This is a genomic window from Vibrio sp. 9-16B-A1 (assembly GCF_056726165.1).
This window is the reverse complement of record NZ_JBSDZD010000001.1, coordinates 513,692-529,352: the sequence shown is the minus strand read 5'-3', so window position 1 is coordinate 529,352 and position 15,661 is coordinate 513,692. Positions and strand designations below refer to the sequence as shown.

Annotated in this window: 12 protein-coding genes; 5 read left to right on the top strand and 7 right to left on the bottom strand. The window is 50.9% G+C overall.

Annotation, left to right across the window (positions count from 1 at the left end; genetic code table 11):
• Nucleotides 1–159 precede the first annotated feature (159 nt).
• The 4 genes from ACVB80_RS02450 to ACVB80_RS02435 form a co-directional block, all read right to left on the bottom strand.
• Nucleotides 160–1,527, bottom strand: a complete 1,368-nt coding sequence (locus ACVB80_RS02450; protein WP_481079666.1) for a Na+/H+ antiporter NhaC family protein — start codon at nt 1,525–1,527, stop codon at nt 160–162.
• The gene (locus ACVB80_RS02445) at nt 1,520–2,464 is read right to left on the bottom strand and encodes an NmrA family NAD(P)-binding protein (RefSeq protein WP_481079665.1); all 945 of its coding nucleotides are present in this window, start codon (nt 2,462–2,464) and stop codon (nt 1,520–1,522) included. The genes ACVB80_RS02450 and ACVB80_RS02445 overlap by 8 nt, the downstream gene beginning before the upstream one ends.
• Nucleotides 2,465–2,571: 107 nt before the next feature.
• Nucleotides 2,572–3,183, bottom strand: coding sequence for a rhomboid family intramembrane serine protease (locus tag ACVB80_RS02440; protein WP_481079664.1), 612 nt, complete (start codon nt 3,181–3,183; stop codon nt 2,572–2,574).
• 241 nt (nt 3,184–3,424) lie between these two features.
• Entirely contained in the window at nt 3,425–3,646 is a 222-nt protein-coding gene (locus tag ACVB80_RS02435) for a VF530 family protein (protein ID WP_005472135.1), read from the bottom strand.
• 148 nt (nt 3,647–3,794) lie between these two features.
• Here ACVB80_RS02435 and ACVB80_RS02430 point away from each other — a divergent pair, with 148 nt between their 5' ends.
• Nucleotides 3,795–6,263: a diguanylate cyclase gene (locus tag ACVB80_RS02430; protein WP_481079663.1), complete on the top strand. Its 2,469-nt coding sequence runs from the start codon at nt 3,795–3,797 to the stop codon at nt 6,261–6,263.
• Nucleotides 6,264–6,320: 57 nt separating this feature from the next.
• Here the strand turns inward: ACVB80_RS02430 and ACVB80_RS02425 are convergent, their stop codons facing one another.
• The 3 genes from ACVB80_RS02425 to ACVB80_RS02415 all read right to left on the bottom strand — a co-directional run bounded on the left by ACVB80_RS02425 (nt 6,321) and on the right by ACVB80_RS02415 (nt 9,911).
• On the bottom strand, nt 6,321–7,586 hold the full coding sequence (locus tag ACVB80_RS02425; protein WP_481079662.1) for a Rid family hydrolase: 1,266 nt from the start codon (nt 7,584–7,586) through the stop codon (nt 6,321–6,323).
• 733 nt (nt 7,587–8,319) lie between these two features.
• Complete coding sequence (locus ACVB80_RS02420) at nt 8,320–8,961, bottom strand: HD domain-containing protein (protein WP_481079661.1); 642 nt, start codon at nt 8,959–8,961, stop codon at nt 8,320–8,322.
• 506 nt (nt 8,962–9,467) lie between these two features.
• Nucleotides 9,468–9,911 carry an exoribonuclease R gene (locus ACVB80_RS02415; protein WP_481079660.1) on the bottom strand — a complete coding sequence of 148 codons (444 nt, stop codon included), beginning with the start codon at nt 9,909–9,911 and terminating at the stop codon, nt 9,468–9,470.
• Between the two features lie 469 nt (nt 9,912–10,380).
• On the opposite strand from ACVB80_RS02415, the gene ACVB80_RS02410 reads away from it, so the two are divergent.
• From ACVB80_RS02410 to ACVB80_RS02395, 4 genes are all read left to right on the top strand, one after another.
• Nucleotides 10,381–11,781, top strand: coding sequence for an alpha-amylase family protein (locus ACVB80_RS02410; protein ID WP_481079659.1), 1,401 nt, complete (start codon nt 10,381–10,383; stop codon nt 11,779–11,781).
• Nucleotides 11,782–11,925: 144 nt separating this feature from the next.
• A complete protein-coding gene (locus ACVB80_RS02405; protein ID WP_481079658.1) occupies nt 11,926–12,372 on the top strand; it encodes a dCMP deaminase family protein in 447 nt (148 codons plus the stop codon).
• A 181-nt stretch (nt 12,373–12,553) separates the two neighbouring features.
• On the top strand, nt 12,554–13,507 hold the full coding sequence (locus ACVB80_RS02400) for a phosphate/phosphite/phosphonate ABC transporter substrate-binding protein (RefSeq protein WP_481079657.1): 954 nt from the start codon (nt 12,554–12,556) through the stop codon (nt 13,505–13,507).
• Nucleotides 13,508–13,516: 9 nt separating this feature from the next.
• Complete coding sequence (locus ACVB80_RS02395; protein ID WP_481079656.1) at nt 13,517–15,658, top strand: bifunctional diguanylate cyclase/phosphodiesterase; 2,142 nt, start codon at nt 13,517–13,519, stop codon at nt 15,656–15,658.
• The last annotated feature ends 3 nt before the right edge of the window (nt 15,659–15,661 follow it).

Here is a 15,661-nt window from a genome sequence, read left to right as displayed (position 1 = left end):
GGGTAATATGCTGATGGTTTGTGGTTGGGAGTCTGGGAAGCAATTAAGGTGAAAATCGCTATGGCGATATTGATGTGTTTACCGGTCACTGTGTTCAGCCCTGCGATTTACGCTCTGTATGTTCAAATAGAGCGTAAACGCAGGAATAAAAACAGTGGCTTACAAACTCAGCCCCAGCATCAGATATCCAACCATCGCTATTCCGGCCAGTGAACTGGTGATCGGCAGTTGGGTGATAAAGTGCTGTTCCGGTTTACAGCCCGCAGCGCCTGAGGCCACTATCACCGAGTCTGAAATCGGTGAGCTCTGGTCTCCAAACACTGCGCCGGAGAGTATTGCTCCCAGGATCATTGCGACAGGAAGATGCAGGTGCAGGGCGAGGCCGACTGCCAGTGGCGTCAGTATAGTTACCGCAGCACCGGAGCTCCCGGTGGAAAACGAAATAAACATGCCCACTGCAAACACTGCTGCCGGGATCAGCCACAGAGGCAGCGTCTCTGAAAGCAGACCGGAGAGAAATGCTCCGGTACCCAGCTTACCGATAACCCCGCTCAGGGCCATTGCCAGTACCAGGATGATCAGCGCTGGCAGCATGTTCTTCATCCCGTCGATACACCAGCCAATATAGCGCTCTGCACTGGTCCCGAGCATTACGCAGTAACAGCCGGTGCCAATCAGTGCGATATAGCCGCTCCAGTAAATAGCACCGCTCACGTTTCCACTGAGCAGGTTGCCGTTACCGGTTTTCCAGCAAATAGTGAGGATAGAGCCAATCAGCAAAATGATGGGCAGCGCACCGCCAAACAGCAGCCAGCGGTTGACAGCCGGGCTTTGCTGAGTGGGTTCAGACTCATATTCTGCTGTTGTGTGGCCGGATGTATTGCCTTTCAGTAGCGCAAAAGCAGGCACAGAAAGCAGCGCCAGCAATGAATAGAACTGATAAGGAACAGAAGCAAACAGGGTAGCAACTGGCTGCGTTCCACCGGAAACCAGCCCGGGTTGCGCCGCCAGCAGGCCTGCAAGCATCACCCCGGCACCACTGACCGGATTCAGCCAGGCAATTGGCGCGCCGGTGCTGTTCGCCACATACGCCAGCCGGGATTTGGACAGGCCGTGGCGGGCAAACAGGGGCTTGCCAACCATGCCGACCATCATCATTGAGCCAATCCCTTCCAGACACATCATCAGCCCCATCGCGAAGGTGAGCAGTTGGGCCTGAACCGGCGAGCGGACCAGGCCCCGTTTTTCTGCCAGATAGTTCAGCAGCTGATTGAGCCCACCGGACTGGGTCATTACATTGCTCAGGGCACCGATCATAGCGATGAACAACAGGCTTTTAATCGCGTATCCGGAAGAAAAAACTGCAGCGATGGCGTCAAAGCTGGCGGTGAAGCCACCGCCAAAGCTCTGTTCCAGCATCATGCTGCCGGTGACAAGGCCGGTAGCGATGGCGAGGTAGACCTGGCGGGTAGTGACCGCCAGGGCAATTGCTGCCAGCGGGGGCAGCAGGGTAAGCCAGTTACTCATGATCTTCGAATACGAACTTCGGATCAGCCAGCGCCTGGTCTGCGGTATAGCTCAGCTTAAAATCCGGGAGCAGTTCACTTGTACGCAGGGTGTTGTCATCAAAGCCAGCCAGTTTGTTCAGTACATAGATAACATTGTTGATACCCCAGCGCTCTTTATCCGTTTCTGCGCCTTTCTTGGCAGAGATATCGTCACCGGCGGTTTGGTTTGCGTGGGTGATATACGCGCTGCTGTAATGATGATATTCAAACGGAGCATCCGGGAAGTTCGCGTGCAGTTTTTCCAGCATTTCAGTCTGGCTCAGGCAAGAGAAGTCCATTTGTACGCAGTGATTCAGGGTGCGTTTGTCGGTCAGTGCGTACGCAGCACAGCGTCCAATATCATCGATATGATGGGTGTAGATCGGGAAGCTCATATCGCCAAAGGTGGTGATGCTGGCAAAAAAGCGCAGATTCGGCAGGAAGTAGTCGAAAATGCCGCCGGTATAGAAGAATGTCCAGCCGATACCGCTGTCGAAGATTTTCTCGTGCAGGGCTTTCTTGTGGTCGAAGATCTCACCGTCACCGTATTCCAGGCCCATGGTATGCGCGCCAAACTCGGTTGGAACAAAGCGCTTAACACCGGCTTTCAATGCAGCTTCCAGCCACAGAGGCTCGTCTTCGGTGATAATGCTTTTAGAGCCAGGTACCGCGCAGATAAGGGTATCGCAGCCTTCAAGTGCCGCTGCCATCTCATTGGTATCACGCATGTTTTTAACGCTGATGATCTCAGCTCCATTGCGCTGAAACTCTGCCAGCACCGGGTTCAGGCCTTCTGGTTTGGCCCTGTACAGCAGTACAACGTCATGGCCAAGAGAGAGCAATCCGCGGGTAAGGGGAGTGCCGACCTGTCCTGCTGCGCCAATCACTGCCACACGCTGTTTTTCAAACTGATACATATTCAGGCTCCTCAAAATTAATCAGACGCAGGAATTGTATGGCTCAGACGAATGTCTGTATTGGTGAAGATGGGCCGAAAGATGGTAAATATCGAACCTGGCTTATTTTACTGAGGAGCTGGCTGTTTCTTCGTTGCAGACGGAAGCCAAAGGAATGACAGAGCCCCAAGTGCAAAACTAATAACATGCCCCAGCTTGGGCAGATGATTTTCTGCATAGATGAGATCAAGGGTGAAGGCGGGCAGTATGGTAAGCGCCAGCACTGCAACGGCGACTTTGCCTTTTATCTGTCTGGTGACAAACATTACCAGGCCACAGCCAGCAAGAGCCAGAATGGCCTGCGAGCCTCCGGTTCCCAGGTTCCACGGAGCCGGGACAGTAAAAGTACTGGCGAAAGTACCAGCCGTGCCGGCAATAAGCCAGAGAAGGGCAAACCGGATGCTTCCCACTTTGCGCTCCAGAAGGCATCCGAGTGCCAGCAGCGAGAGCGCGTTGTAAATCATGTGGACCTGTTTTACGTGAATAAGCTGGGCGACGATAAATCTCCACAGTTCCAGGTTTTTGATATGCTCCAGGGTATAGCCACCGAAGGGCTCCAGCTCAGGCACTTTAACTTTTCCAAACAGAGAGCCGGAAATCAGGTAGTTCACCCCAAAAGAGGTCACTATGGAAGCTGTCACCAAAACCAGGGTTAAGTATGGCAGTTGCCTGAGCTGCATGACTGTTCCTCAATCAGAATCCACAGAAACCGGTGCAGGCTGTCAGGAAGTGTTTCTGAACAATGCGTTACCGGCCAGTTTTTAAGCAAGCACCAGCCTTGCGCAGTGGCAAGTGATTGTCCAGTTTTTTTATATGCGCATATAAAATAAGAGAACAGGCTCTTATTGTTGGGTGAGATTGGGAGGGTACCAATCCGCACTCAGGGCAAATGCTCTGCACTGAGTACGGTTAAAGACGGTGTTATTTGCAGAAGGTATCGATATACAGCGCTTCCACTTTGTCCCTTGCCCACTGAGTGCGGCGAAGAAACTTCAGCGATGACTTGATGGAAGGGTTGTTGTAAAAGCAGTTGATCTGGATTTCCGCATCCAGGCCTTCCCAGCCATAGTGTTCCTGCAGCCGGACGAGGATCTTCTCCAGGGTTAATCCGTGTAATGGGTTGTTTGGTTGTTCCTGGCTCATTTGAGGCTGTTCCTGCGTTTGTGCTATTTAGACGCGCAGTGTAGCAGAATGCATGGGGCAGTAACGGAGTTTTTGCTCGCTTGCCTTCCCCTTACGGCCGGTACTCCGCTGCTATACTCAAAGAACACTCATTCCGTGAGCATGGCTGATGATAAAACGCTCCATCATAATTCTGTTAACTTTTCTCTTATCGTGGCAGGCCGTCGCTGCGGAGGTCGCGCTGTTTGTTCCCCGCAGTGAGACAACGTTCTGGCAGGCTCTGATTAAGATCACTCGTGCCGCGGCAGACGATTTGGACGTGTCTCTGCGCGTTTATGATGCAGATAATCAGTCACAACTCATGCTCCGGCAGGTTAACGAGGCCTGTAAGCTGGGTGTGGATGGGGTGCTGTTCATGAACTACGAACAGATCGGTGAAGAGATCCTTGCGATAACAGAGCGCTGTCAGATCCCGGCGATTCTCTACAACACTGGCTTTGTTTCGGCCGAACTTCTTCCGCGCACTAAGTACAGGACATGGATAGGCAGTATTACGCCGGATGACAGAAAAGCAGGCGCATTGCTGGCGGAGCAGATGTTGCTGAAATCGGAGGCGCTGAAGTTTGAAGACGTAAATATGCTGGTTATAAATGGCAATCTCAGAGAAGTTTCTGCTCAGCAGAGGAATCAGGGGTTAGATCAGTTTATAAGGCACCGTCCGGGGATCACAGTGGTCACTGAGTTTGGTTCGGGCACAGGCTGGAGCCGGGAAGAAGCCAAACGCCAGTTTATGGCGTATTACCAGCAATACCCGGAGATCAATATGGTCTGGGCCGCTTCCGATGCTCTGGCACTCGGAGCACGGGATGGGATGGAAGAGTTATCCCTGCCAATGGACAGCATTATAGTAGGAGGGATTGACTGGTTGCCGGAAGCACTGCATATCGTTCAGAAAGAGGAGCCCTATATCTCTGTGGGTGGGCACTTTCTGGAAGCTGCGTGGGGGCTGGTTTTGCTGAAAGATTATTTGAGTGGCAATGACTTTGCGGCAGAATCCACTCAGTTTCATTCGCGAATGTTTGGGCTCAACCCTCAGAATATAAAGGTTTTCAGAAGTTTTATTGATGATAACTGGCAACGCATTGATTTTAACGCACGGTCAAAAGAGCAGGGCAGCGGCAAGCTGTATGATTTCAGTATCCGGTCTCTTTTGGATACTCATTATCAAAACACCAAAGCACTCATATTGACAGGCGCGGAAACCCGTTGGCTTGAGAAACATGACACGATTCGGCTGGCGATTGATGTTGACTGGCCACCTTTTGAGTTTGTGGATGAGCAGAAAGTCTACCAGGGGATAGCGGCGGATTACATCAACCTGATCGCAGAACGGCTGGGCGTGGAACTGATTCCGGCGGTGGATATGAGCTGGCCGGAAGTTGTGGAGGCAACAAAGCAGCGTGAGCTTGATATCTATCCTGCAGTGACTATTACTCCAGGGCGGGAGGAGTATATGAGCTTCACCCGCCCTTATCTCAGCTTTCCGATGATGATCATCACCAATCAGGAGCTCCCTTACGTCAATGACATCAGTGCGCTTAATGAAAAAACCATCGCTGTGGTGAGTGGCTATGCCTCTCATGAGCTGTTGCTTGAAAATCATCCTCAAATTGACCTGATTGAGTTCACCAATATCTCTGATGCGCTTGAGGCGGTCTCATCTGGTCGGGTGGCGGCGTATATTGGGAACATCGCTACTGTCAATTATGTGATGACGCGTGAGGGATATACCAATCTTAAAGTATCGGGAGTCACCCCATATCGTTTTGAACTCAGCATGGCGGTGCGCAGTGACTGGCCTGTTCTGCACGGTATTATGCAAAAAGCGCTAGACTCTCTGTCTGAGCAGGAGAAGCAGGCTATATACTCCCGCTGGGTGACGCTGCGTTACGAGCATGGTGTGGATTACGGCCTGACCTGGAAAGTGGTGGTTGGAGCCTTGTTGATTTTGCTGTTGCTCAGTTACTGGGCCCGTAAGCTGTCTAACCTTAATCAGAAGCTTAATCACGAAGTTCTGGAGCGTAAACAGATAGAGAAGCAACTGCGTGAAGAAAAAGAAAAAATAGAGAAACTGGCCATCACAGACTCCCTGACCGGGCTGTTTAACCGCCGTCATTATGGTCAGGTACTGCCTGCGGAAATCAACCGGGCGCAGCGCAGCAAAGAATGGCTCAGCTTTGTGATCCTGGACATCGATTTCTTCAAGCAGTACAACGATAACTATGGCCATCATAACGGAGACAGCATGCTTATCTCCCTTGCCAATACCCTATCGTCGAAATGTCACCGGGCGTCTGACTTTTGCTTCCGCCTGGGTGGAGAAGAGTTCGGGATCATTTTTTCCGGCCTGTCACCGAAAGAAGCAGCGGCTTTTGCCGACCAGATAAGAAAAGCAATTGAAGCGCTGGGTCATGAACACAAGTACAGCAAAGTTTCTTCTGTGCTTACTGCATCAATCGGACTGGTCACCACCAAAGGAAGCGGTTACAGCCTGGAACAGCTTTATGAAGCGGCAGATGAGGCTCTGTATCGCGCTAAAGACGCGGGACGAAACCGGGTAGAGTCGATAGAGATTTGAGAAGAGTAAAAGAGTACGCCCGGGGCAGGACGGCAGTCCTGTCCCGGGCGTGGCAGTTTATGCCTGTGGCAGCGTGCCTTCGCCGTTAGAAACAACCGCGTCGATTTGTACCATCGCGTCCATTTCAATCTGAGACACACCTACCACGGTGCGGGCAGGAAGGTCACCCTCAAAGAAGGTGGTGTACACTTCGTTGATTGCATCCATATCCGCCATGTCTTTCAGGTGTATGTTGATCTTAACGATATCGTCCATCACATGGTCAACGCTCTCAACAATCGCCTTGATGTTCTTCAGACACTGTTCTGCCTGCTCTTTTGCACCACCAGCTACGATAGCATTGGTCGCCGCATCAAGTGGCAGCTGAGCTGCAATGTGGTTGTAGTGCGAGAACGCCACAGTCTGGGTGTGCAGCGGGTTACGCGGTGCAGCTTCTGTGTTGTGAGCGCGGATAACGATGTTATGACGGTCTTCCACTTCCTGAGGTGGTGTGCCATCGCCATGGGAAACAGATGCATCAATTTGTACCAGCGCGCCCATTGGCAGCGCGTCAGCTGCAATCACAGATCGGGCAGGAACGTAAGCTACCGCACGAGCGATAGAGGAATCAGGGAAGAAGGTTGAGTACGCTTCGTTAACGGCATCAACGTGAGCCAGGTCGGTCAGGTACAGGTTGATCTTCACGATGTCATCGAAAGGTACGTCGATGCTTTCCAGAATCGCTTTCATGTTTTTCAGACACTGAGCTGTCTGCTCTCTTACACCACCTTCAACCAGGGTGCCGGTTTCAGGGTTAACCGGAAGCTGAGCTGAAATGTTGTTGTAGTGAGAGAAGGCAACAGTCTGCGCAGATACTGTGCTTAAAGGCGCCTTGTTGGTGTTGCGGGTCAGTTTCACCAGTGGGCATGGCTCCTGAGGCGCGGTACCTTCACCGTTTGAGATCAGCGCATCCATCTGAACCAGCGCATCACCCACAGGCAGCGCATTTACCTGCACCACGGTACGGACAGGAAGCAGGTCATTGAAGAAAGTCGCGTAAACTTCGTTCACGGCTTCCATATCTGCAATATCTTTCAGGAACACGTTGATCTTCACAACGTCATCCATTACATGGCCGATGCTTTCCACAATGGCTTTAATGTTCGTTAAACACTGTTTTGCCTGATCTTTTACATCACCTGCCACAACCTGGCCGGTTGCAGGGTCTACAGGCAGTTGCGCAGAGAAGTTGTTGTAGTGAGAGAAAGCCACTGTTTGAGTAGACAGAGTGCTTTGTGGTGCGTTTTCAGTGTTTCTTGAAACTTTAATGATACTGCCAGTCATGTCGGTAATTCTCCTGATGACATTTATTTCACGTGGATTGAATAATAAGCAAATAACAGCCGGGAATGGCTGGGTATTATTTGAATTAATATCGTGAACGCACCAGGGACTGGTGCGCTGAATTATAATTAGTCAGATGATTGCTTATGTTATTAGTTATGGCCTTATTGTTGGCGAGGTCATTGTGTGAGAGTTCAGAATTATATTCTTATACCAAAATCACATATCGAGCACAGTTAGGTAGTTTTTAATTAATAAGAAGAGGGCGATCACAAATACCGCCCACTGGCGCAGCTCAAACTCGATGTTTGACATTGGTCACGGATTTGGTGGTGATTCATGTATAAAGCGTGATGTGTCGGGTGTTTTTGGTGGTTGTGAAAGTTTATTTATACTGTTGTTTTTGTCGTTATTTATCTTTTGTGACTTATTTTTCATGTGGAATGGGTAATAAGTTAAAAACAGCGATAAATAGCAGGGTTTAGTTTGAATTAATATGGGTGGGTGGTTGGTTCTGATTGAGTAAAGGACGGGATAAATATTTATAATTATGGGTTGTGTAGTAAGTCGGTTATTTGGGATTTATATTCAGCGATTAGAAATCGGAGTATCCACCTCGTTACCACGCTCCGCGTGGTAATGCATATCTGAGCAGAGGAAGGCGCTGAACTAACCCGGAACTTTCAGGCTTGAGGTATGTGCTGAATAGGCTCCTTCTCCTGAGGCAGAAACGTCAACGACTACTAATCTCAGCTTCCATCTGCCGGAGATACTCCTTCATAAAAGCCGTTCTTACTTCAGCCTCAGCCCGCGCCGATTCTGTCTTCATGGTACCCGCAAGCGTCAGCAGCTTGGTATAAAAATGGTCTATCGTAAACGAACGATCATCAGGCTCGCGATTTACACAAAAAGCATCGTCGTTTGAATACAAAGGGTGACCCAGTTTTGAGCTCACCTGAAGGCATCTTGCTATTCCAATTGCACCCAGTGCGTCCAGCCGATCGGCATCCTGAACAATTTGAGCTTCCAGGGTTTCCGGGGTGATGTTCGCGCTGTAACTATGGGCGATGATTGCGTGATGTATTTCATCCAAATATTCTGAAGGGTAGCCAATATCTTTCAGAAAACGTGTTGCTTTGTCTGCAGCAACCTCAGAACTTTTACTTCGGTTTGGGTGGTTCTTTTCGAATGAAAAACAGTCGTGTAAGTAGGCTGCCGGAATCACAATCTCTTCAATGGCCTGTTCTTTTTCGCAAAGTGATTTTGCTGTGTTTACGACGCGCAGGACATGGTTGAGGTCGTGAGCCTGGTCTTGGGTCATTTCGGAGCTTATGAACTCCAGGAGCTTTTCTTCGAACTGTTTCACTAGTTTCATTGGATACTCTTTTGCAGCTAAATATTTTAAACATTCATTATTAACTGATCCCGGGTCACACGATACAGGATTTAAGTGAAAAGTCCGATTTGCCGGGAGTGATTGATGCTTTTGACTTGCGGTAAAGCAAGGGTATGGTGGGCAAGAATCAAGGCCCGACCTTAGTCCTCATAATCGTGCTGTCTGTTTGTATTTTGTTAAACCAAATGCTCGGTATCGCGATGTGCGAAGCGGGTTGTTGTGTTATGAGTAGAGGAGTTTTCTGTAGGAGAGTTAAGATCTGATGGGGTATCTCAATGTTTAGCGGGGCAATTTAGCCAAAGAGCGCTCCAACCTCACCCCCTCTAACTCCCCCTCGGGGAGGGGGAGAACTTGCGCAGTGAGCGGGGTTGGTGTTGAGTTATGCCGAGGATTTTACTTAGTGGTTTGACGTTTATGTTACAGGTGGAAAAGTAACATGCGAGCCCATTTCCACCCACAAAAAACGGGCCATTCAGCCCGTTCCATCACCCTTCCGCTTTCTCCGCATAATAATGCAGTAGCTCGGTCAGTTCTTTTACCCATCCCAGTGCATCTTTAGGCGCGTTCTTCAGGATGGCTTCCACTTTCTCACAGTGGGTTTCCAGCGTAATGGCTTTTTCCAGATTGAAGGAAATCGCGTAGAAGTGCCACAGCAGCAGGCGGCTCATGCGCAGGATGTTCTGTTCCGCGTTATCGGATTCTTCGAATGCAAGGTTAACCTGGCCGAGGGCGATGGCGCTCATTCGCAGCATGGCGTCGAATTGGGCGGCTTTCATCCGTTCTTCGTTGTCGGTTTCTTCCTGGTCGAAGGTGAACAGTTCGCTCATCATGTCTTCCGGCACCATACGGGTCAGAATACGCATCGCAAACTCTTCAAGTTCATGGCGTGGCATGCTCACCAGGCAGTCAAAACGGTAATCGCGCTCCACAGGGCTCTCCTCACAGTAAATGGGCGCTCATTCTAATGAAGTCGCCGGAATTATGCCAGTTGCTATTTAACAGGCTTTAATTTTCAGGGAATTAGCTGCGCTTTACACTGTAAAACGTTGAGAAAACCGGCCAGATTTGCATTGCATTTTGGTTCACTGAACCGGTGGGCCTGTGCACCTGTTTGTTAGCAGGTTCGAATTAACTCATTTAAATAACAACAAGTTAAAATGACAGAAGTATTAATAATGCCCTGCAAAATGCCAGATGAAGCACATATTTATAAATCCAGCCTCTACAAAAAGTGACCTGTACAAAAATGTGGCACGTTGTCCGGTGTAAGAGGGGGGCCTGGTCACTATGATTGGAGAGCTCATTTATGACGTGCCGCAAGTTTTGAGGGAGTAGTGGGGCATGTTCAGGTGAGTTATTACAACGATTATATGATGCTAATAACAAGAGACATACCTTATGAAATTATCCAATTTATGCTTGTTGACGGCCGTTGCGGCTGCGGGGTTCAGTGCTAACGCCAGCGCAGAAGCAATTCTGCACGCTTTTAACTGGAAGTATTCAGACATCACCGCCAACGCGAGTGCAATTGCGCAGGCGGGCTATAAGAAAGTGCTGGTATCTCCGCCGCTGAAATCGAGCGGGAACGAGTGGTGGGCGCGCTATCAGCCGCAGGATATCCGGGTGATTGATTCGCCGCTTGGCAATAAGCAGGATCTGCAGGCCTCCATTGATGCGCTGAAAGCGCAGGGCGTGGACGTGTACGCAGACGTCGTTCTGAACCATATGGCTAATGAAAGCTGGAAGCGGGACGATCTGAACTACCCGGGTGCGGACGTACTGAAAGACTACGCTGACCGCAGTGCGTATTACGCCAGCCAAAAACTGTTTGGTAACCTGAGCGAAGGGATTTTCTCGGCTAATGATTTCCATGACGAAGGCTGCATTGTTAACTGGGGCGATCCTGGCCATGTACAGTACTGGCGCCTTTGTGGTGGTGAAGGCGACAAAGGCCTGCCGGATCTGGACCCGAGTAACTGGGTGGTGTCGCAGCAGCGTGAATACCTGAAAGCGCTCAAAGGTATGGGCGTTAAAGGCTTCCGGATTGATGCGGTTAAGCACATGAGCCAGTATCAGATCGACCAGATCTTCACTCAGGAAATCATCTCAGGCATGCACGTGTTTGGGGAAGTGATCACCAGTGGTGGTAAAGGCGATGGCGGCTATGAAGCGTTCCTTGCACCGTACCTGAACAACACCAGTCATTCGGCGTATGATTTCCCATTGTTTGCTTCAATCCGTGCGGCGTTCTCCTACGGCGGCGGTCTTAACCAGCTTCACGACCCGCAGGCATACGGCCAGGCGCTGGAAGATTCACGCGCGGTGACCTTTACCATCACCCACGATATTCCAACCAATGACGGCTTCCGTTACCAGATCCTGGATCCGAAAGATGAAGAGCTGGCATATGCCTACATCCTGGGTAAAGATGGCGGCACGCCTCTTATCTACAGTGATGAGCTGCCGGATGCGGAAGACAAGGATAACGGCCGCTGGGCAGACGTATGGAACAAGCCGCTGATGAAAAACATGCTGAGCTTCCATAATGCGATGCAGGGCCAGAGCATGACCATGCTACACAGTGATCAGTGCACTCTGGTATTCAAGCGCGGTAAAGCCGGGGTGGTAGCCATTAACAAGTGTGGCGATACCCAAAACGTGACCGTGGATACTTATGCCCATGAGTTTAACTGGTACACCCCATATACCGATGTGCTTTCGGGTGACAGTATGACGGTGAACTCCCGTTACCACACCATCGCCATTCCGGGCCGCAGCGCCAGGATGTACAAGCTGTAATACCCAAGCGGTGGCCCAGGCCACCGCTTTTTTATGCCACAGTGCGGCCATTCCTCCGAGCAGTAAATAAAACCCGTACAAGATCAAATTTTTGCGTTATTATCCTTGTCAGTTAATAAAAGTCCGGATTTTAGAGGAAAGGTAATGATTTCAAAGTGGGCGATTAGATTTTTCCAGATGGCGGAACTGGTTGGTTCATGGAGTAAAGACCCTTCGACTCAGGTAGGTGCGGTGATCACCAAGTCAAACCGAATCGTGTCGGTGGGTTTCAATGGTTATCCTCATGGGATTTCGGACAGCGCAGATACCGATGAGCGCGATACCAAGTACCTGAAAACCCTGCATGCAGAAGAAAATGCGATCTTGTTTGCCAAGCGTGACCTGGACGAGTGTGAAATCTGGGTGACTCATTTCCCGTGTCCAAACTGTGCGGCAAAAATCATTCAGACCGGCATCAAAGCGGTGCATTGCCCGGCTCAGACCAAAGACTTCCTGTCGCGCTGGGGCGAGAAAATTCAGGTCAGCCAGGACATGTTTGAGCAGGCCGGCGTGGAAGTTGACTGGCTTCCGCTGGACGAACTGGGAAAATAGTCCGTCTTTAGCTCGCATTTTACAGCCTGCCTTGTGCAGGCTTTTTTGTAACAAATTAGAATATAAACACAATGTTATTAGCTGGACTAATATCAGTGCCATCAATAGTGCGGATCAGCCGGTTAGGAACCCGGTTTGAAGGTGCCGACACTGTTCAGTGGGTTGTCAGAAAGGAAGCTGTATGAATCTGTACCACCGCCTGCGGGCGCTTATCTTTATTTTGCTGGGCAGCATGCTGTTTGGCGGACCGGCGGTGGCCGGGCACTCCTCTTCCCTTGAGCCGGATACCTTCGTAATCGGCGTCATCAGCTCCAATCCCAGAAAAGCCGTAAAGCGTACCGCGTCACTGGCTCAGTATATCGCAGCCCGTCTGGGGGAGTTTGGCATCACCAAGAGTAAGGTAGTGGTTGCGCCGGATTCACGCCGTATGGTGACCTGGCTTCGTCAGGGGCGGGTGGATATGGTGTCTGAATCTGTACTGCCTTCCAATATTCTTGTTCAGGGTGCGGGTGCTGAAGTGCTGGCCATTCGCTGGAAAGGTGGGGTAGACAGCTATCGGACGGTGTTTTTCTCCCGTCAGGATGCAGGGATTCAGCGTTTTTCCGATTTGATCGGCAAGGTGATTGTGTTTGAAGATCGTGACTCCACCAGTGCGTACTTTATTCCGGCGTATTACCTGCTTCAGGAAGGGTATGAGTTGTTTGAACTGACTTCGCCGCGTGAGAAACCGCCTGCGGGTAAGATAGGTTATCTGTTTGCTGATGAGCTGACCAAAGATGGCGGTGAAATCAACATGTATTCCTGGGTGTATAACGGAATCGTTGCAGCAGCAGCGTTCAGTAGTGAGGACTGGGATCGTGAGTTGCCGGACAACATGCGTGAAGAGCTTGCCCTGTTCCATCAGAGTCGTTCTGTGCCCCGTTCACTGGAAATGGTTCGTCCGGGGATGAAGCCAGAGCTTAAAGCCCGCCTGCAGGATATTCTGTTCGATATGCACAATAACGAAGAAGGAAGCGCGGCGCTGGAGCGTTATAAGAAAACCAGCCAGTTCGAGCCGGCAGGAGAAGAGGTGACCAAAGCGCTTGAGTGGGCGCAGGATGTGAAAAATGTTGTTGATGCGTCTTTGGCGCACTAAGCGGGGATTATGAAGCTGCTCAGCCGGATCACAATTGCAAATACCGTTATGGTTGTGGTGGCGATCACCGCCCTGACCGTGGTGCAGGTGTTTGTTTCCCGTCAGGGAACTGAGCGGGTACTGGAACAGACCACCAAGCAGGTCGAACGTGGCCTGTTTGAGCAGCTTGAAGCCCGGGCGGAGTATACCGGGGAATACCTCTCTGATGCGCTGATCAATCCTATGTATAACTATGATATGGAAGGGATTTATGAACTGTTAAAGCCCGCTCTCGACAGCGATCAGGTGCTGGAGATTATCGTTTTTGATGACAGCGGCCGGATCTTTCATACCGGACAGCGCATCGAGAGCCGTTTCGGTAACCGGCTGGGTAAACCAGAGGTGGTTGCTATGGTGCTGGAGCAGCAACAGATATATACCCGGATATCAGATGAGGATTATCTGTTTGCGCGGCCACTGCTGATCGGAAATGAGCTGATGGGTGGCCTGTTCATCCGCTTTGATGTAGACGAAATAAAAGCTCAGATAGCCCAGACCGGAGCATCCATTCTTGAAACCAAGATGAAAGCCCAGCAGGGCACTACCGTAATCGCCGTGGTACTGGCGATTCTGTTTGGTACGGTCAGTGTCGCGGTATCGTTTATTGTTACCATGAGTATTATTTCCCCGCTGACGGAGCTGGTTCGTCATACCAAACGCATTTCAGACGGTGAGCTGGACAGTACCACTCCGGTACGCAGCACCGATGAGCTTGGCGCGCTGGCCGGTTCGTTTAATGATATGGCCCGCAGCCTGAAAGAGCGCCAGGAAGCGATCGAGTTTCTGGCTTATCACGACCATCTGACAGAACTGCCAAACCGCACCCGGTTTACCGAATTACTGGAGCACTATCTTCTGGTCAGAAGAAGTTCGCACCAGCCGCTGGCGATTTGCTTTATCGATCTTGATGAGTTTAAAGCGGTAAATGACAACTTTGGCCATCAGGCCGGCGATCAGTTACTGATCACGGTGGCAAAGCGCTTACGCCGCCTTATCCGCGGGCAGCAGGATGAGATCTTACTTGCCCGCATTGGCGGGGACGAGTTTCTGCTGTGTCTCCCGGGCTATCAGGGTGAAGAGGTGCTGAGCGCTTTTGCCAAAGAGATGATTGAAGAGATCCGCAGGCCGATTGAGATTGATAATGAGCAGCTTGTAGTCAGTGGCAGTGTTGGGGTGTCGGTGTATCCGCATGATGGTCATACCGCCGACGAGCTGATCAAATGCGCAGATATTGCTATGTATCACGCCAAGGCGGAAGGTAAGAACACCCTCAGCTTCTTCAGTGATGAAATGCGCAAAGCCGTGCGTGATCGGGCCCTGATGGAGCGCAGGCTGCACATGGCGGTGCGGGATATGTCTCAGTTTGAAGTCTGGTATCAGCCGTTCTTCGATACCAGCGGCTCCAGGCTGTTGGGGGCAGAGGCTCTGCTGCGCTGGCGTATTCCTGAACGGGGCGTGGTGTCTCCGGCGGAATTCATTTCTGTAGCGGAAGAAACCGGTCTGATTGTGCCTATCGGTGAGTGGGTGATCAAAACCGTTTGTCAGCAGCGGGCGCAGTGGCAGTCGGTTCTGGCGGATGACTTCTTTGTTTCGGTGAACCTTTCTGCCAGGCAGTTGTTTGGTCAGCAGGTGGCCGGTGTACTGGCCGGTGAGCTGGAACGTTCGGGCGTATCATCGCATCAGATTCACGTTGAAGTGACCGAAAGCCTGCTGATGAGCAATGAAAAGGAAGCCGCCGCTACGCTGGAGCTGCTCAGAGGGACCGGGATGCAGGTATGGCTGGATGATTTTGGCACCGGTTTCTCTTCGCTGGGCTATTTGCGTAAGTTTAAGGTCGATGGACTTAAGATTGACCGCAGCTTTGTGCGTGATATTGAAACCGATGCCAACGACCGGGCACTGTGCTCAACCATTATTTCCATGGCTCATGACCTGGGGCTGGAGGTGATCGCCGAAGGCATTGAAACGCTCAATCAGCAGAAATTTCTGGCGGGTAAAGGCTGCCGGATTGGTCAGGGGGAATACTTCTCGGTACCTCTGGAAAGTGCGCTGTTTGAGGCGCGGTTCTTTCCCGGTAAGGCGGAGCAGGACAGCCTGAGGCATACGACCTGACAC